A 16,640-nucleotide genomic window follows, 5' to 3' on the forward strand; every position below is an offset into this window, starting at 1 on the left:
CACCGGGAAAAACAAACCGGCAACCCGAGAACGTTGTCTGCTACACATAGTCTATAATAATAGTAGTTGTGCTTCGTTTTCAGAGGGCGGTGGCTTTTTTTGTTCAGAAGATATTTCTTGATAACATTTCTCTTATTGTCGGCATTTCTTTCCGGGTATTCATTTAGGGATCTCGACTGGTTGAAGCATGAGTCCGATCACTTTGTATACTTGTACCATAAGGAAGTGGCTTCCTCTATTTTTCAGGTTGAGGCGTTGGCGGAAGATGCCTTTGATACTCTAAGTGAGTTGTTTGGCAATCCGTTTAAAGAGAAGATAACTGTGATCATCGGTGGCTATGAAGATCGTTCTAATGGGCTGGCAAATCCAGTTCTTGAATCGATTTATATAATGACAGTTGGAATGGACTACCCATATAGAAACGACGGTTTTTGGCTGGAAGAGGTGATCACTCACGAACTGACTCACCTGTTTCAGATCACTTCGGTCACTGAATTTGGAAACATACTGAGAAACTATGTCTCCAAAGCCTATTTGCCCAATGCACTTCAGCCTATGTGGCTTACTGAAGGCTTTGCTCAATTGGGAAGTGAACTAATCGGAGATCTTTACGAGTACGACTACAGGCGATTGCCTTTTCTGCTAGATCAATTAATGGAAAATGAGCCATTTTCGGAGGAGACTGTAGTAACAGGGTTCAGCGGAATAGGCGGAGAGTCTTACTACAATTACGGCTATGCTTTTCTTTCTTATCTTTCCGAGACTTACGGAATCGAAAGCTTACTGGAACTTGTGAAAGTGAAGAGGGGACTTCTTGGTCTCACGGGGATAGAGCTTGCGATAAAGAAGGTATATGGAAAAAGCTATGAAGAGCTTAAAGGGGAGTTCATAGAATATCAAATCAAGAAATGGGAAGCTGCGGAAGTACCCTTCGTTTACGAATTCTCACGTGGCGTTGGCGAATTCGTCAATCATTTCAGACCAAAGATTTATGACGGGAAACTTTACTATCTTTCTCTTGATAGGCAGATGAAATGTTATTCTCTCAACATCGAAGGCGTTGAGATATTTAATTCTACAATGGAGATTGTGGATTTCGCAGTCTTTGAAAGCGAAATAGCGCTTATCCTCTTTGAAGAGGAGCAATCCGAAACCAGATTGTATTTCTTTAGGGAAGGCAAGTTAGAGAGAACAAAAACGGCTCATCTTCGTGAAATCGATTATTTGGGCAAGGATAGGCTTCTTGTTGTGAGAAACAATCTCGGCATTTCTTCGATAGAAATCCTTTCTTTGAGAACGGAAAGGGTAACCAGGATCTTCACGCCACTTGATCCTTCGACTCAAATTGACAATATAAGAGTATCTTGTGACGGCAGTTTAATTGCATTCAGAATTAACAATAAAGGCGACAAGTCACTGGCGATTTATAACTCAAGCACCGAAAAGTTTGGATTTTTTGACGTTACGAATGATTTCTCGATTGGTGGTTGGGTTTCCGAGGGATTTTTAATTTCTGTTAAGAACGAGTTCGGCAGCGATGTTTATGTTGTCACATCTGAAGGTGAGATGATCGGAAAGAGCTCCTTCTCAAGATATGTTAGGGAACCAGTAATGATTGCAGACGGCGTGATTGCCGTAGGCCAGCTTCAGGGAAGGAAGCTGCTCTTCTCCTCCAACACAAAACCAACCGATTATAGTTTGGAGAGCAAAGAAATTATTTTGAGTCCTCCTCAAGAAATAGAGGGAGTCGCTTACAACGGCTTTTCAGACTGGAGATTCGTTTCGCTACTTCCCTTTAAGGGGATTTCGGTGCTCTTTTCCGACCTAACTTTTCGCAACAAGCTTCTTGGAGGGGTGTCGTTCGACTTCGAGACGATGTTGCCTGGAATCAATGTTCAACTCTTCAGCGAAGACTATTTGCCGGTGGATTTCTCTCTGTCGCTCGAATATGCCAATCTTGAGCCGAAAGCTCTGTTAAACGTTTACAGGCGCTACAGGATCAATCCCAAGCTTTCTTTCGGTTGGAAAGCTTCGCTTGAGTATCCTTTGAGAATTGCCGGTTCCCTCGACGCGGCCCTTGAGGATTCCTCAGCACTGTACGGAGGTCAGGCCTCGCTCAATACACTGATAAATGTTCGAGACACTCAGACGGCGACTTCTAATCTCGTAGATGTTGGAATAAACGTAGACTTCGATTGGAATAAGCACGGATTTACTATAGATTCGACAATTTACTCCAGAGTTACTTTCGGGGAAGAGCCTTCCATAGTCCCGGTGGAACTTTGGGGCTTTAGAGACGACACTAACATTGTTGTCGGCTTTTCCCTGGACTCGGATTATGTCATTTCGAGAAGGGGTCTCAATGTGATGAATCTCGTCCATTTCTCAGAGGAAGGTATTGGGGGAAAGATCGACTTTTTGATCGGTAGTCGGTTTTCCTGGAGAATAGCTATCTACAAGTTTGAAACAGCCTTCCTGTACGCAGCCTATCCCATGCACATAAAAGCAGGAATCATGCTTGAAAACACTAGACTGCTCCCTTATCTGGATTTTGAGCTAATATATTAGAAACTCATAACCATCCGGGGAATCTATAATCGATCTTTTATAAAGCTTTCTTCCATCGTGTATTTCGAACTCTATCCTTCTTTCATCACACTTGAAGCTACCTTCTTGGGGTTTGACTTCAACCTTCAGCCCGTTTGAAGTATTATCAACTATGATTGTTTTTGATGAATACTCGCCTCTCTTATATGCCTCTGTGAGACCATCATCCTCATATAGGTAGAATTCGGCCCTATCCTTAACAAAGCCCAAGAACTTCAGAGTTTTCCAGGAGCCGCTTTTCACAAATTGCAGACCGTCCGTCATGGCAATGAGCGAGTCTTTCTTCAAAAAGTAAGGAATGATGTTGAGAGGTGCTTTTGCCCATGAATGACCGCTGTTGACCACTTTTCTGGTGTTGAGATCAAGCCACTCTTCGCCTGGAAGATAAACATGCCTTCCTTCGGAATTTCTTTGATAAACGGGAGCTACCATTATCGAAGGACCGATCATGAACTGGTCGTCGGCATAATACGTTTCGCTATCGCCGGGCCAAATCAGAGCGAGCGGTCTAACCATAGTCATCTCCCCGTTTGCAGATTGTTTATGTACCGAATACAGGTATGGAAGAAGAGAATATCGTAGCTCAATCGCTTCCCTTACAAGTTCCTCAACTTCCTTGTCGAAGGCCCAGGGTTCCTGATTCCTTGTCCCTATGGCGCTATGATTTCTGAAGAAAGGGAGGAAAGCCCCAAACTGTGTCCAACGAACTAGCAATTCTCCGGAGCAATCGTCACCGAACCCTCCGACATCGCATCCGGTGAAACTAACTCCTGCTAAGGAGATAGACTGAATCAGCCTAATCTCATTCAGAAGCTGCTCCCATTGACTTGCATTGTCACCAGTCCACAGGACTGCATAACGTTGTATTCCAGGATACGAAGACCTGGTTATATTGAACGGTCTCAGATCAGACTTGCTCTTCCTGATTCCTTCGTATGCGGAACGAGCCATATTGAAGCCATAGATATTTCTTACCTCTCTATGAGAATGAGTGTTCCCATCGTCATCCTTTTGAACGAAATCTACTCCGTGATCGTAATACTTCTTCTTCGAAATAATCTTTCCAAAAAGGAATTCAGTTTCGATTCCAGAATCATGAAGCTCTTCGGCCATAAGCTTAAGTTCTAAAAGAGATTCCGGTGTATAGAAGATAGCAGGTTCGTTCATGTCGTTCCAGAATCCTGAGACTCCATTCTTTATAAGACGATCATAGTGTTGTCCCCACCACTCTCTTGCGGCAGAGTTTAGAAAATCTGGGAGCCTCGATTCTCCAGGCCAGACAGCAGCTCTAAATGGGCTACCGTCCTTTCTCAAACAGAACAAGTCTTTCTTCTGCCCTTCTTCGTAAATATCAAACCCGTCCTGAGCTTTGACCCCCGGATCGATTATTGCAACAGTCTTGATCCCCATGCTTGACAGCTTAGCCGTCAAGGAAGAAGGATTAGGGAAGCGATTTTTGTCCCACGTGAAGACCTTGAAATCATCCATGTAATCAATATCCAAATGAATTGCATCGCACGGAATGCGGCGTCTCCTGAAATTTTCAGCAATCTCTAAAACCGCTTCTTCGTTTGCATATGACCATCTAGACTGATGGTAACCTAAGGACCAGGCAGGAAACAACAATGGATTCCCTGTGAGCTTGAAGATGCGTCTAATTGTATCAGAAGGACTCCCAACGAAAATGAAAAGATCGAAACCGTCCCCCTCAATGCTTATTTTGATTGTGTCTCTATTTTCAAATCCAATGTCAAAACTCGAATAACCTGGATGGTCAAGAAAAAGAGCGAACTGCTCTTCGGGGGAAACAATGTGGAAAACGGGAAGAGATGAATACAGTCTCCTCTTTGATGGCGAGTGATCAGGTTCGTCGGTATTGTACATCTCATAGATACTGCCTCTTTTGTTCAAAGGTCCCATTGTCTCTCCTAGCCCTAGGACAGCCTGGTTCTTCTGGAGCGTGATGTTCACAACATAACCGGCGTCATTCTCAGCGACATTCATCTCATTACCGGCTCTTGAAACAAATGTTCTAGCCTGTCCAAGATCTAATACGCCTAGAAGTTGACATGCACCCAGCTCGTCAAGTTCCTCTTCGGGTTCAATTATCACCGCGCCGCTCTTCAGCTTTGTCTTTCCCTCTCTCACAACACTGACCTTAACAACAGAATTCAAATAACGAAAGAAGCGTTTCTTCAATTCGTCACCCCCGGTTCTTAGAAATATCGTTCTCATTGTACAGCAAGATGGTAGACTTTGTATGTATTTTGAAAAGCAGGAGGTAGATCGATGACCGTAAGGGAGGCAGTCTGTAAGATAAAGAGCCTGAGAGCCGAAAGGCTTTCAGAAATCAGCGGCACATATATGTTTTTCATCGCGGGTGGGGAACCATCAAAATTCGCTGTCGAAATCTTGGATGGAAGACTTGAAGTGTACGAGGAAGACAAACCTTCGGATTGTTCCATAAGTACTGATCTTGAAACCTTCGAAGGAATTGTCGGAGGAGCTGTCAATCCTTTTGCTGCTTTTATGAGCGGAAAACTCAAGATTTCCGGAGATCTGACTTTCGCAATGAAATTGAACAAGCTACTTGGAGGTGAATAGATGTCGGCTGAAGTGATGATACTTGCCTTTGAAGGCAAGAAAGCTTGTTTTTTACATGCGCTCCTAAATGCACTGGACATGTCAGAAAAGGGAATCGAAGTGGCTATCGTGATGGAGGGAGAATCACCCAGTCTCTTGAAGGAAATTGTAAACGAAACGGATGCTCTACATGGGCTTTACAGCGAGGCAAAGAGGAAAGGTTTGATCAAGGCCGTTTGTTATGGTTGTTCCAAGTTGATGGGTGTGCTTGAGATAGTGGAGAAGGAAGGTCTTCCCTTAAATGGAAGTATGAAGAACCATGTGCCTTTGGCTCCTTATGTAGAGAGGGGAGCGGAGATAATTACCTTTTAGTCTATTGAACGCAGCTTGCCCGTGACACCACGAAGTAGAGCAGATCAGAATATTTTTTTCTTAGGAAAGGAGTCCTTTATGAGAAACAGTCTAAGGCGTTGGAAGAACGAGAAACTCTCTGAAAGACTTGCGAAAGTTTTCGAGAGTAAGGCGATAAAATTCATGTACTTCCCCGATAAAGAGATGGTCGTAGATGCGGTTTCAAAGCTCGTTCCTGACGAAGCAACTGTGAGTGCGGGAGGTTCCCTTACTCTTCAGGAAACTGGGGTATCCGACCTTCTGAAGTCTGGAAAGTACAACTTTCTTGATAGAGATTCTGTTTCTGGTAATGAGGAAAAGAAGAGGATAATGATCAGTGCGTTTGAGGCCGATTATTATTTCTGCAGTGCAAATGCCATTACTGAAAGTGGCGAGATACTTTTGCTTGATGGCAACGGTAACAGGGCTGCCGCCGTTACCTTCGGGCCCGACAAAGTGATTCTAATTGCTGGAGTTAACAAGGTTGTCAGCGATTTAGACGCTGGAATCAAGAGGATTAGATCAATAGCACCGATGAACGCTAAAAGATTGAATCTGCATACTCCCTGTGCTGAAAGCGGTCTCTGTACCGACTGCGACAGCGATGAAAGGATTTGTGAAATATACTCGATAATTGTTGATTCAAGAAGAAGACCCTGGAGATACACAGTTATTCTGGTCGGTGAAGAACTGGGCTTATGAGGACGGTGAGGATTAGAGTCTACGGACGCGTACAGGGAGTGGGGTTTAGATATTACGCTCTGTACACCGCCAGGTCTCTGGGCATAACTGGCTATGTCAGGAACGAACCCGATGGGAGCGTCGAGATAGTTGGCTCTGGGAGAGATCCCGATATTGAGGCTTTTATTGAAAGCATTGATCGGGGCCCTACGTATGCAAATGTAACCAAGACGGAAATTGAAGAGCTACCCTTCATGAGATTCGAGTATTTTGAAATCAGATAATGAAGTTCAGATCCCACCCCATTCTGAAAGAAACTGTTTCACGAATTGCACGACAAATCTGTAGCGGTTTTCTGCGATTTCCTTTGCGGTCTTCGTCCAGAAACTCTCCGGAGTTATCTTCAATATCTTCTCAAAGAAATGATTAATGGCAGTACTTGAGTACCCTTTGTATGAATCACCTGGCTTGAGCTTTGGTGAATGAAGAGGAGTTCCCGTTTTTCCCGAAAATGAAAAAACCCTTGCGACAGCAATAGCACCTATTGCATCGAGCCTATCGGCATCTTGCAGTATTCTTGCCGACATGCTGGAAGGGTTTAATCCAGAAGAATATCGGTGCACCTTAATTGCTTCAGAGACTTCGAAAGTGAATTGAGATTCGAAACCCATCTCATTCAAAAGCTGAAACGCATATTTCGCTCCGCTCTCCGCATGATCTATTCCAGTGAAATCCTCTTCGGGTCGCTTAATATCGTGAAGAAGTGCAGCAATGACCGCAATTTCGAGGTTTGCCCCTTCACGGATGGCTATTTCACTCGCACTTTCAGTTACTCGTAGAACATGAGAGATGTCATGAGCCGGGTCGTCGTAATTCTCAAAAGCCTTCTCGACAACGCCCAAAATTTCTTTTATGTGCGGTATGCAGTTGATGAGTCGGTCAAAGTCCACAGGATGCCCCCTGAGTCAAAAAGAAAAGTTGCGCTCAATATTGTAGAATAAGTATACAAGATGATTAGTTCGAACAGTTAAGAGGAGGTACAAATATTGAATATCCTGGTTACAAATGACGATGGAATAATGTCGCCCGGAATTATAAAACTCGCGGAAGCGCTTTCGGAAGAACATGATGTCCTAGTTGTTGCTCCAGACGTTGAAAGAAGTGCAACTGGGCATGCAATAACAATCAGAACCCCGCTTTGGGCCAAGCAAGTAAAAGTTGGCAACAAAAACATCGGATATGCCATAAACGGTACGCCTGCCGACTGTGTTAAACTTGGACTTCTGGCAATTTCCGAAAAGAAGATCGATCTGGTCATCAGTGGTGTAAACAAGGGTCAGAACATGGGTATAGATGTCCTTTATTCGGGAACGGTTTCAGGTGCTCTAGAAGGCGCCGTAATGGATACTCCATCGATTGCAGTTTCAAGTAGTGACTGGAGTAATCCGGAATTCGAGACTGCCGCAGCGTTTATGGTAAGTTTTCTCAGAGTCTTTGATGTTAAGATGATGCCAGACTTCACGGCCCTCAATATAAATGTCCCTTCTGTCAAATCTGAGGAGCTCAAGGGTTGGAAGGTGACGAGGCAGAGCAGAAGGAGATACAAGGACTATTTCGAAAAGAGAAAAGATCCATACGGAAATAACTACTACTGGATATTCGGAGAGGTAGTTGAAGATGAGTGCTCAACCGATTGCGATTATAATGCCGTAAAGTCTGGATTCGTATCGATAACCCCTCTCCACGCAATAATGACAGATAATGATTACTTTGAGAAACTGAAAGAGATTTCAAGAGGGTGGTAAGAGTGAAAGTGATTTACATAGGAAATCCTATATTGAGAGATGTTTCGGAGAAGGTAGAGGTATTCGACGATGAACTCAGACAGTTCGTGAATGAACTGAGTAAGACGATGTATGTAGAAGACGGAGTTGGTCTTGCAGCACCGCAAGTAGCGATATCGCGAAGGCTCTTCGTCTACGACCCCGGCGACGGACTAAGGGTTGTAGTAAATCCCGAGATCCTTTTTAGAAGTGATGAGAAGGTCAAGATAGAAGAAGGTTGCCTAAGCATACCCGGAATTTACGCAGATGTAGTCAGACCGGCCTCCGTTCGAATTCGTTATCAGGACGAGTATGGTCATTACCATGAAGACGACCTCACTGATTATCCCGCAAGGATAGTACAACACGAAACCGATCATCTGGACGGGATACTCTTCGTCGACTATCTCTCGTCAGCAAAAAGGGCAATCTTGAAACCCAAACTTGATCAAATAATTAAGGAAAGCGTTGGATAGATGAATATTGTCTTCATGGGTACGCCGGAGTTTGCTGCATCACATTTGAAAGCGCTTGTTGAGTCAGGTGTTAAGGTAATAGGTGTCTTTTCGCAACCCGACAGACCTAAAGGAAGGGGACGAAGAGTCTATCCTACTCCTGTGAAGTCAGTTGCAGAAGTCTACGGATTGCCAGTCTTTCAACCCGAAAAAGTCAATTCTGGAGAAGGATTGGAAAAACTCAAAGAACTTTCTCCAGATCTAATAGTGGTTGTTGCGTACGGAAAGCTTCTCAAATCAAGTGTTATTGACCTTCCAACTTTAGGCTGTTTCAATGTCCACGCCTCACTCTTGCCGAAATACAGAGGAGCCGCTCCGATTCAAAGAGCAATCGAAAACGGGGAAACGAGGACCGGTATAACCATATTCAAGATCGACGAAGGAATGGATACCGGCGAAATAGCTTTGAGGAGGGAGATCGAGATAGAGATTTCAGACAATTTTGGTTCGCTCTATGAAAAGCTTGAGAGACTCGGAAGGGAAGCTTTGCTTGATTTCTTGAAGATAGCTGAGGCCGGGAGAATCGAGCTTTGTAAACAGGAGGGAGCACCTTCTTACGCGCCAAAGGTCCAGGCCTCGGACCTGGTCATTTCGGATTTTTCGGATGCAGTTTATGTTTTGAACAAAGTGAGAGCTTATGATCCTCAACCTGGGGCAAGAACATCCCTTGACGGGAAGATGGTAAAACTGTTTGGGGCAGCTTTTTCAGATCGAAGTTATGGAAAGAGCAGGGATGGAGAAATTGTGAAAGTGGAAGACCACGGTATGGTTTTAAGCTGTGGCACCGGAAATGTTATTATATCGTTAGTACAGTTACCCGGAAAGAGGCCGATGAGCCCTAAAGATGCAGTAAGTGGCTGGCTGATTCGTGAAGGGATGATTTTGGGGGGATAGAAATGCCCAGGGTGATCAGGCTATTTCAAATTAGGAACGAGATTACGGATTCCGATGCCGAACGAATTGTTTCGAGACTGAAGTCCCTCGACGGCATAACAAAGGCCCAGGTTGATGTTGCAAGTAGTGTCGTTGAGGTGGAATATGAGAACGCGATCATCGACAGATACATTATTCAGGAAGAGCTGTCCAAGCTCGGTTTTGATATGCTTATATAAACCATTCTCGCGATTTGCTTCTTGACAAAGGAATCCGGTCAAGTTATAATTTCTGACGTGTGACGTTGCCGAGGTGGTGGAATTGGCAGACACGCATGGTTGAGGTCCATGTGGGCAGTTTAGCCTATGCGGGTTCAAGTCCCGCCCTCGGCACCACTAAACCGGGTTTTAGCCCGGTTTTTTCTTTCGAGGTGCTGCTTGGGAGAAATTCTACTTGGTAAGGTTTTCAAAAGGAACAATGAAATTAAGATAGGCTTGAGGCGTCTCTTTGAGAGCGCTTCATTTGTTTCCATTAATATAAAGGATCTTCCTTCCTTTTTTTCGGAAAGAGACGAAGACTGCCTCTTCATAGATGCTTCTGTAGAGGAGGTGTATCTAAGTGAGATTGCCGTAGATGAAAGGTTTTTGAATAGTTTCGTCTACCAACCTGAATCCAGAGATCTTGAAAGCCGTATAGATAACTATATAAGAGTCATTAAGAAGTTACCGATTGGACTCTCATCATTAATCGAGAAAATCGTTCCTGACAGAGGACTTAGAAACTTTCTCCTTTTTGTGTTAAAGCAGAGTGAGAATGTCGATCCTTGGGAAGACTTCTTACTCTCGGGGCTTACCAGGAGTGAAAGAAGAGAAAGCGGGAATTCCAGAATTGACATTAAGAAGGCAGTCAGGCTTGTCTTTAGTGAGGGGGGGCTTTTACAGGATTCAATGGAAGGGTATGAATTCAGGCAGGAGCAGTTCATGACCGCTCTCGAAATTGCTGAATCTGTAGAAAAAGGTGGCAATCTCATGATTGAGGTTGGAACGGGGACTGGAAAAAGCATAGCATATCTTGCTCCAGTAGCATATGCTTGTGTTTCCAAGATGCATCAAGCGGTGATCTCGACTAGAACGAGAATCCTCCAGGATCAACTGTTCAAAAAGGATGTGGAGGTTCTAAAGACCTTACCGAACCTCGATAATCTCAGAGTGTCTGTAATTAAGGGAAGGGAAAGATATCTATGTGTCAGAAAGCTATTTGAAGTTCTGAACATGGCTCTCAATAAGATGCTCGATGAAAGTTCGTCGAAAGAACTTGCCGGTGTGATTCTATGGTCAATGTTCACGAGAGAGGGAGATCTTGATTACTTACCGTTGGGTGATGAGTTGAGAAGGATGCTCTCGGGCAACAGGTTCGATTGCACCAGAAGACTCTGCCCATTCTTCGAGGTTTGTCCTTACTATGTTCAAAGGGAAAATGCAAAGAATTCCGATATAGTTATCACGAATCATTCATTCCTGTTCAGTGAAGCGAATATTCGGCTTTCCGATGGAGAACCGGAAGACGGCGAAAGTATTGGAACACTTCTACCGGCATTTAAATACCTTGTTGTGGATGAAGCTCACGAGCTTGAGTCTTCATTGACTCAGGCAATGAGTTACCGGTTTGAACCATATCAGCTAGCTAATACTATTAAGAAACTGATAAAGCTGGTTAGAGACTGCTTTGGATTTCTCAAGAGGCATTTCAATGAGGATTTTTTAAGGAAGTTGTGGATTAAGCTTAAAGAAGCTACAACTACTCTTGACAGGAAAATAAGACAGATCGTGGTGGATCTGGATAGGGAACGTAATGGGGAGAAAACTACGTATTCTGGAAAAGGACTTGAAACGCTTGTCTCAGCACTAACCGTAATCTCAGATATTCTTCAGACGCATATCTATGTGGGCGGACAAACAGTACAAATGCTGGATGATGTTGAAGAAAGGGACTTGAAAATTGACGGCTTAGAATTTGAAGTTGCTAGGGTTCTGGCTGAAATAAAAGAATGGCTTAAGCAGATCGCGGGAATTGCCGCTTCTAGAGATTCTAGGGTAGTTTTTGTGAGCAGGAACGAACAATGCATTGAAAGTTTGAGTATAGTCTCTTCTCCAGTCGAAAACGACACTCTGATGTCCTCGATTTTCCCGGATGTGGGCGTAAAGATCTTCATATCTGCAACACTGTGGGTCTACAGCAGAGGTAGCGATGGTTTCAACTATGCGAGAAGAATACTCGGAGCCGGCGAAGAGACCGATGCCGTAAGGCTTGGAACCTCATTCGATTATACTCAGCAGCTGAGATTTTTCGTTCCCACAGACATTCCCGACTATCTGCCAAATTCCCTTCCATACATGCAAAGTGCATCGAAACTGACAAAAGACGTTTTGAAGATAGTCGGGGGAGGGTCCATGGTTCTCTTCACCTCTTACGAAGACATGAAATGGACTCTTTCGAAGATTCGAGGTGAACTTCACAACTTGTCTCTAAGAATCCAGGAAAGAGACGATAGCTTAACAACAATTCTTTCTGAGCACAGGAATTCAGAGAAATCCGTAATATTTGGTGCCCGAGCATTTTGGGAGGGAATCGATCTCCCCGGAGAACAGCTGAAGCTGTTAATTGTCTACAAACTGCCTTTTGAAAGGCCGGACGAACCACTAATTGAAGCAAGAATCAAGCACTATGGAAAGCGGAGCTTTGCCGAAGGAATGAACAAGTATTACTATCCAAAAATGATAACTGCCTTCCGGCAGGGGCTTGGTAGACTTATAAGAACCAGGAACGATCGAGGGGTTGTAATCGTACTTGACAGGAGAATCATCGATCCGGCAAGGGTATATTCTAAGAAGTTGATTGCATCTCTCCCTCCTGGAACGAATATTCAAGCGATAAACAGCAACCAGATACTTCGAGAGCTTAGAAGACTGAAGAAAGAGAGATGGCTGTGATGATGAAGAAGCTGATCTCTCATTTTTTCCCAAACCACTGTCTAGTGTGTGAAAAGGAGATAGATCCAGCCCAGTATTTGTGTGCAGACTGTCTTGGATCAATCAAGGGGCCAATCATGACTCCATTTGAGCTTAAATTTGTTGATTCGGCCTTTTCGTACTGGAAATATGAAAGCCCATTAAAGGAACTCATACGTGCCTATAAGTTTGAAGACAGACCCGGAATAGCCTCTCTCCTTTCAGAGATGCTCTTCGAAATGATTAATACGTTTTCTCCGGCCGCCGATGTGATAGTTCCTGTTCCCACTTCCATTCAAGCATTTGTCAAGAGAGGCTTCGACACAAATCTCAGAATTCTGAGAAGGCTTTCTAAGACTATTGACATAAGAATAGACAATGTGTTGACAATAGCAGGTAAGTCTATTCCTCAGTCAAGGCTTAAGATGGAAGATAGATTCCAGAATGTAAAGGATAAGTTCTATCTGAAGAGAAGTCCTAGGAGTACGTCAGTAATTCTTTTCGATGATGTCGTTACTACTGGCGCAACTGCAAGCCAGTGTGCTAGAGTTCTTAAGGAAGGCGGCGTTAAGGAAATCACTTTGCTGGCGATTGCCGGGGGGAAAAAATAAGGGCCTTGCGGCCCCTGGCTGGGAGAGGAGGACTCGAACCTCCATCGGCGGATCCAGAGTCCGCTGTCCTACCAATTGGACGATCTCCCAAGACAGTAAAGATTATAAAGCAGAAGGTAAGAGGTGTCAAGCCGTTTGGAGGCATAGGATGAACATAGCGATGTTCAGTGACACATATTCACCTCAGGTCAACGGGGTGGTGACCATGATCAAGATGCTTGAAGAGAATCTTCAGAAGAGAGGCCATAACGTATATATATTTACGGTTGACCACCCCGAAGCAGGCATCCAGGAGAATGTTTATCGTATACCATCTCTTAAATTTCCATGGGAAAAGCAACACCGAATAGGTTTGCCCACAAACTTCAAGGAACTAATAAAGATCGTGAAGAATCTCGAGATAGACATTATTCACTCGCACACGTCACTAATCGTTGGGTATCTGGCGAGTTATGTTCTAACGAATTTGCACATTCCAGGAGTAACGACTTATCACACAATGATGGAAGAGTACGTTCACTACATCCCATTCATGGAACCCATTCTGAGAGTTTACATCAGAGCTCAGGACAGAAGATTTTGTGATAAGCACAGGGCTGTAATTGCTCCTTCGATAAAAATCAAGAAGCTGCTTCTTTCTTATGGAGTTTCTTCACATATAGAGGTAATTCCCAACGGGGTCGATCTTACTCCATTTAAGAGAAGCTTCAGCAGAGAAGAGAAAAGAGCATTCAGGAAGAAGTACAAGATAAAAGAGGACGATAAAGTGCTCATCTTTGTTGGAAGGCTTGGAGAAGAGAAGAGCATAGACAAACTTATAGAGAATTTCGCAAGAGTCTCCGAAGCTTTACCAGACTCCCATTTGCTGCTAGTTGGAGATGGTCCTCTGAAGGGTAAGCTGCAGGAATTAGCCAGAAGTCTGAGGGTCGGTGAGAAGGTCCACTTCACGGGATTCTTGAGATGGCCCGACGAGATATCGTTAGCCTACAAAAGCAGCGATGCATTCATGATCGCTTCTCACACTGAGACTTTCGGCCTTGTTACCCTTGAAGCGATGGCCTCGGGATTGCCGGTCGTGGCATATAAGGACGATAGCATAGTAAATATGGTACTGGATGGAGAAAATGGCTTCATGTGCTCCTCGAAAGATGAGTTATCCAATGCGGCTATTCAAATGCTGAGTGATCATAGCCTAAGAGAAAGAATGGCAAAACGCTCAGTTGAGATCTCGGAGGACTTCTCCGCTGAAGCTAATGTAGAGAGAACAGTGAATCTTTATGAAAGAGTTGTCAAGAACGAGATCTAGATTTGAATCCTATTTCATGAGCTGAAAGTAATCCTCCGAAAATGATGTTTGCGTAGTAGCTGAAGAATCTCCAGATCAGAAGCGCAGCTCCAATTCCTTCGCCAAAAAAAGACTTAAAAAATAGCACATACCCACCCTCAGACACTCCACTCGCTCCTGGTGTTGGAATAAGAGAGACTACAAGGAACAAAATCAGCTGAACGGCCGTGATTTCGAGATAGTTTACAGGCGTTCCAATTGAAAGGGCAACAAAATACGGGATGGATATCATGCAAATCAGCTGTGCAAGAGTACTCAAAGACGCACTAGTAAGGACAAAGGGTCTCCTGACCAATTCCTTCATTGAAGAATGGAAGAAGCGTAGCTCTCTCATTGCCTTCTCTATTAACGATTCTTTCTCTTTTACTATTCTGATCTTGTGAAGAAAGCTGATCACAAAGTGGATGAGCTTATCAGTTAGCTTAGGACTGAGCGAAAATAGAACAAGTCCTACCAGAACTACACTGTTCAGCGCAAATCCGAAAATAGAGAGCACGGCGAGATTAGAAATCTTCTGTGAAACAAGCGGGTAGGCCTTGAAAACGGCTACAGCTCCAAGCAATGTGATTACGGTTTGATAAATCAGAAATCTTGAAACGAGCATCGCAGTTGATTCACCTATCGAGATACCTCTTCTCTGCATAAAGACTATCTGCGCCGGCTGTCCTCCCGAAGAGAAAGGCGTTATACCATTGAAAAATGTTCCAATAACCGTAATCTTAAAAAGAAATAAGAAGGGAATCGCCAGATTCCGCATGGCTGCGAACAGTTTAAGGGTGATTGCTTCGAATAACCAAGTACCGAACGTTAGACAGAATATCAGAAATATCCATCCGGGATTGGCTGCAGAAAGGTAAGAAATCGATTTGCTGAAGTCGGTCGCAAAAAGAACTATCAGAATAATCAGCAAACTGAGAGAAATCGCGATCATAAAGTTTCTGGTTGATTTTTTCATTTTTTCCTGTCAAGTACCTCTAGGTAGATTTTCTTAAGTTCCTGACCAATAATCGACAGATCCTTTTCCAGCGCAGTTCCCTTTCCACATGCCGATAGTTTCTTTCTCAGACTTTCATTGTGAAGTAATCTATCTATGTTCTCCATGAACTCCTTGTTGTTTTTTGCCTTCAGACAGTTCTCTTCATGTTTCATCCAATCACTGTATACAGGTATATCTCTCAAAACGATCGGGGCTTCTGTAGCCAGGGCTTCCAGGACAACAATGCCTTCAGTCTCTTCATAGCTCGGGAAAAGAAAGACATCACAAGCCGAATAAGGGCCGATAATCATCTCTTGCGGAATGAACCCGGGAAATTTCACATTGTCTGGAGGATTTTTCAAAAGCCTTCGAATTTTGGAAGGCAGAAGACTGCTGATTTTTGCTCCGAACCAGTAAAAAACTAAATCAGTCCTCTTCTCAGCTATTTCGCAGAAATCTATTACTCCTTTCCTTTCGAAAGGGAGTCCAACTGAGACAATCAGGGGCTTTCGAATGTTGTTTTCCAAAAGGAATTTCTCGGCCAGTACTTTGTTTTTTGAAAATCTTGTATTGTCGACGCCATTTGAAACGGCTTTGATTGGGAGATCGATTCCATAACTCTTGATGAGATTTTTGGCATACTCCGTAGGTGAAATAAGAAAATCTGCTGATGAATAGAGCTTTATCAATCTTTTTTTCAGCCAGGGTGCGATCGCGTTTGACAGAGTGAACGAGTTTCTAAAGTCCTCATAGGTTGTGTGTGTATGATAGATAACGGGAATGTTGGACTTCTTCGCTTTCTTAAGAATCCTCTCCGCTCCGGGCCCCACCGTGTTTATGTGGACAACATCAAAACGGTCTTCCTCATTTGTTGTATACTCCACACCGACTTTCTCAAGAGCCGACATTTGGTGCTTCAATGCGATTCCCACGCCTGACTTACTGAAGAGCTTCTTTCCTTCGGAATACAAAAGGACTCTCATTTTTACCTCCAGGACAGTTGTTAGTAGATCTTCGCAGTCGATTTCGACAAGAAAATGCCTGCTGAAATCTATAACAAGAAAGGATTGTCTACAGAAACGTCAAAAAGAAAATCTTACTTCTTTCCTTATGTTAGAAAACAGTTCAGACATGAGTGGCCTTCTCACTCTCTTCAACGACTATTCTACCCTATCTAAGAATATTTATCACTTGAACTGCCTCCTATCAATGTTTGACACACTAATCA

General features: G+C 43.8%; 16 protein-coding genes and 2 tRNA genes. 13 read left to right on the forward strand and 5 right to left on the reverse strand.

Annotation, left to right across the window (positions count from 1 at the left end; genetic code table 11):
* Nucleotides 1-99: 99 nt before the first annotated feature.
* Complete coding sequence (locus THEBA_RS07745; protein ID WP_014731126.1) at nt 100-2,568, forward strand: gluzincin family metallopeptidase; 2,469 nt, start codon at nt 100-102, stop codon at nt 2,566-2,568.
* Here THEBA_RS07745 and THEBA_RS07750 read toward each other — a convergent pair.
* Nucleotides 2,557-4,806: a glycoside hydrolase family 31 protein gene (locus THEBA_RS07750; RefSeq protein ID WP_014731127.1), complete on the reverse strand. Its 2,250-nt coding sequence runs from the start codon at nt 4,804-4,806 to the stop codon at nt 2,557-2,559. The two genes, THEBA_RS07745 and THEBA_RS07750, sit on opposite strands and share 12 nt — an antisense overlap.
* A 90-nt stretch (nt 4,807-4,896) precedes the next feature.
* Here THEBA_RS07750 and THEBA_RS07755 point away from each other — a divergent pair, with 90 nt between their 5' ends.
* The 4 genes from THEBA_RS07755 to THEBA_RS07770 all read left to right on the forward strand — a co-directional run bounded on the left by THEBA_RS07755 (nt 4,897) and on the right by THEBA_RS07770 (nt 6,545).
* Nucleotides 4,897-5,211, forward strand: coding sequence for an SCP2 sterol-binding domain-containing protein (locus THEBA_RS07755; RefSeq protein WP_006487132.1), 315 nt, complete (start codon nt 4,897-4,899; stop codon nt 5,209-5,211).
* Nucleotides 5,212-5,562, forward strand: a complete 351-nt coding sequence (locus THEBA_RS07760) for a hypothetical protein (protein WP_014731128.1) — start codon at nt 5,212-5,214, stop codon at nt 5,560-5,562.
* Between the two features lie 78 nt (nt 5,563-5,640).
* Nucleotides 5,641-6,282, forward strand: coding sequence for a lactate utilization protein (locus THEBA_RS07765; protein ID WP_006487134.1), 642 nt, complete (start codon nt 5,641-5,643; stop codon nt 6,280-6,282).
* Nucleotides 6,279-6,545 carry an acylphosphatase gene (locus THEBA_RS07770; RefSeq protein WP_006487135.1) on the forward strand — a complete coding sequence of 89 codons (267 nt, stop codon included), beginning with the start codon at nt 6,279-6,281 and terminating at the stop codon, nt 6,543-6,545. The genes THEBA_RS07765 and THEBA_RS07770 overlap by 4 nt, the downstream gene beginning before the upstream one ends.
* 6 nt (nt 6,546-6,551) lie before the next feature.
* On the opposite strand, the gene THEBA_RS07775 is transcribed toward THEBA_RS07770, so the two are convergent.
* Complete coding sequence (locus tag THEBA_RS07775; RefSeq protein WP_006487142.1) at nt 6,552-7,211, reverse strand: HD domain-containing protein; 660 nt, start codon at nt 7,209-7,211, stop codon at nt 6,552-6,554.
* Nucleotides 7,212-7,307: 96 nt separating this feature from the next.
* Between THEBA_RS07775 and surE the strand changes: the two genes are divergently transcribed.
* The 7 genes from surE to THEBA_RS07810 all read left to right on the forward strand — a co-directional run bounded on the left by surE (nt 7,308) and on the right by THEBA_RS07810 (nt 13,091).
* The gene (surE, locus tag THEBA_RS07780; protein WP_006487144.1) at nt 7,308-8,066 is read left to right on the forward strand and encodes a 5'/3'-nucleotidase SurE; all 759 of its coding nucleotides are present in this window, start codon (nt 7,308-7,310) and stop codon (nt 8,064-8,066) included.
* Nucleotides 8,067-8,068: 2 nt separating this feature from the next.
* A complete protein-coding gene (gene def, locus THEBA_RS07785; RefSeq protein WP_014731129.1) occupies nt 8,069-8,560 on the forward strand; it encodes a peptide deformylase in 492 nt (163 codons plus the stop codon).
* Complete coding sequence (gene fmt / locus THEBA_RS07790; protein ID WP_014731130.1) at nt 8,561-9,493, forward strand: methionyl-tRNA formyltransferase; 933 nt, start codon at nt 8,561-8,563, stop codon at nt 9,491-9,493.
* A gap of 2 nt (nt 9,494-9,495) precedes the next feature.
* Entirely contained in the window at nt 9,496-9,711 is a 216-nt protein-coding gene (locus THEBA_RS07795) for a heavy-metal-associated domain-containing protein (RefSeq protein ID WP_006487148.1), read from the forward strand.
* A 67-nt stretch (nt 9,712-9,778) separates the two neighbouring features.
* A tRNA-Leu gene (locus tag THEBA_RS07800) sits at nt 9,779-9,867 on the forward strand.
* 42 nt (nt 9,868-9,909) lie between these two features.
* The gene (locus tag THEBA_RS07805; protein WP_014731131.1) at nt 9,910-12,462 is read left to right on the forward strand and encodes an ATP-dependent DNA helicase; all 2,553 of its coding nucleotides are present in this window, start codon (nt 9,910-9,912) and stop codon (nt 12,460-12,462) included.
* On the forward strand, nt 12,462-13,091 hold the full coding sequence (locus THEBA_RS07810) for a ComF family protein (RefSeq protein ID WP_014731132.1): 630 nt from the start codon (nt 12,462-12,464) through the stop codon (nt 13,089-13,091). Before THEBA_RS07805 ends, THEBA_RS07810 begins: the two co-directional genes overlap by 1 nt.
* Before the next feature lie 15 nt (nt 13,092-13,106).
* Here THEBA_RS07810 and THEBA_RS07815 read toward each other — a convergent pair.
* Nucleotides 13,107-13,181, reverse strand: a tRNA-Gln gene (locus THEBA_RS07815).
* A gap of 58 nt (nt 13,182-13,239) precedes the next feature.
* On the opposite strand from THEBA_RS07815, the gene THEBA_RS07820 reads away from it, so the two are divergent.
* On the forward strand, nt 13,240-14,397 hold the full coding sequence (locus THEBA_RS07820; RefSeq protein WP_006487151.1) for a glycosyltransferase family 4 protein: 1,158 nt from the start codon (nt 13,240-13,242) through the stop codon (nt 14,395-14,397).
* Here the strand turns inward: THEBA_RS07820 and THEBA_RS07825 are convergent.
* Both THEBA_RS07825 and THEBA_RS07830 read right to left on the reverse strand, forming a co-directional pair.
* On the reverse strand, nt 14,381-15,391 hold the full coding sequence (locus THEBA_RS07825) for a lysylphosphatidylglycerol synthase transmembrane domain-containing protein (protein ID WP_014731133.1): 1,011 nt from the start codon (nt 15,389-15,391) through the stop codon (nt 14,381-14,383). The two genes, THEBA_RS07820 and THEBA_RS07825, sit on opposite strands and share 17 nt — an antisense overlap.
* On the reverse strand, nt 15,388-16,395 hold the full coding sequence (locus tag THEBA_RS07830) for a glycosyltransferase (RefSeq protein WP_014731134.1): 1,008 nt from the start codon (nt 16,393-16,395) through the stop codon (nt 15,388-15,390). Before THEBA_RS07830 ends, THEBA_RS07825 begins: the two co-directional genes overlap by 4 nt.
* Between the last annotated feature and the right edge of the window lie 245 nt (nt 16,396-16,640).

It is taken from the genome of Mesotoga prima MesG1.Ag.4.2 (genome assembly GCF_000147715.2).
GTDB classification, from domain to species: domain Bacteria; phylum Thermotogota; class Thermotogae; order Petrotogales; family Kosmotogaceae; genus Mesotoga; species Mesotoga prima.

Bases quoted from the DNA above. Each gene is read 5' to 3' on its own strand.
- THEBA_RS07795 (WP_006487148.1), top strand. From the start codon at position 9,496: ATGCCCAGGGTGATCAGGCTATTTCAAATTAGGAACGAGATTACGGAT.
- THEBA_RS07830 (WP_014731134.1), bottom strand. From the start codon at position 16,395: ATGAGAGTCCTTTTGTATTCCGAAGGAAAGAAGCTCTTCAGTAAGTCA.
- THEBA_RS07810 (WP_014731132.1), top strand. From the start codon at position 12,462: ATGATGAAGAAGCTGATCTCTCATTTTTTCCCAAACCACTGTCTAGTG.
- THEBA_RS07820 (WP_006487151.1), top strand. From the start codon at position 13,240: ATGAACATAGCGATGTTCAGTGACACATATTCACCTCAGGTCAACGGG.
- THEBA_RS07765 (WP_006487134.1), top strand. From the start codon at position 5,641: ATGAGAAACAGTCTAAGGCGTTGGAAGAACGAGAAACTCTCTGAAAGA.
- THEBA_RS07755 (WP_006487132.1), top strand. From the start codon at position 4,897: ATGACCGTAAGGGAGGCAGTCTGTAAGATAAAGAGCCTGAGAGCCGAA.
- fmt (WP_014731130.1), top strand. From the start codon at position 8,561: ATGAATATTGTCTTCATGGGTACGCCGGAGTTTGCTGCATCACATTTG.
- THEBA_RS07770 (WP_006487135.1), top strand. From the start codon at position 6,279: ATGAGGACGGTGAGGATTAGAGTCTACGGACGCGTACAGGGAGTGGGG.
- THEBA_RS07825 (WP_014731133.1), bottom strand. From the start codon at position 15,391: ATGAAAAAATCAACCAGAAACTTTATGATCGCGATTTCTCTCAGTTTG.
- THEBA_RS07760 (WP_014731128.1), top strand. From the start codon at position 5,212: ATGTCGGCTGAAGTGATGATACTTGCCTTTGAAGGCAAGAAAGCTTGT.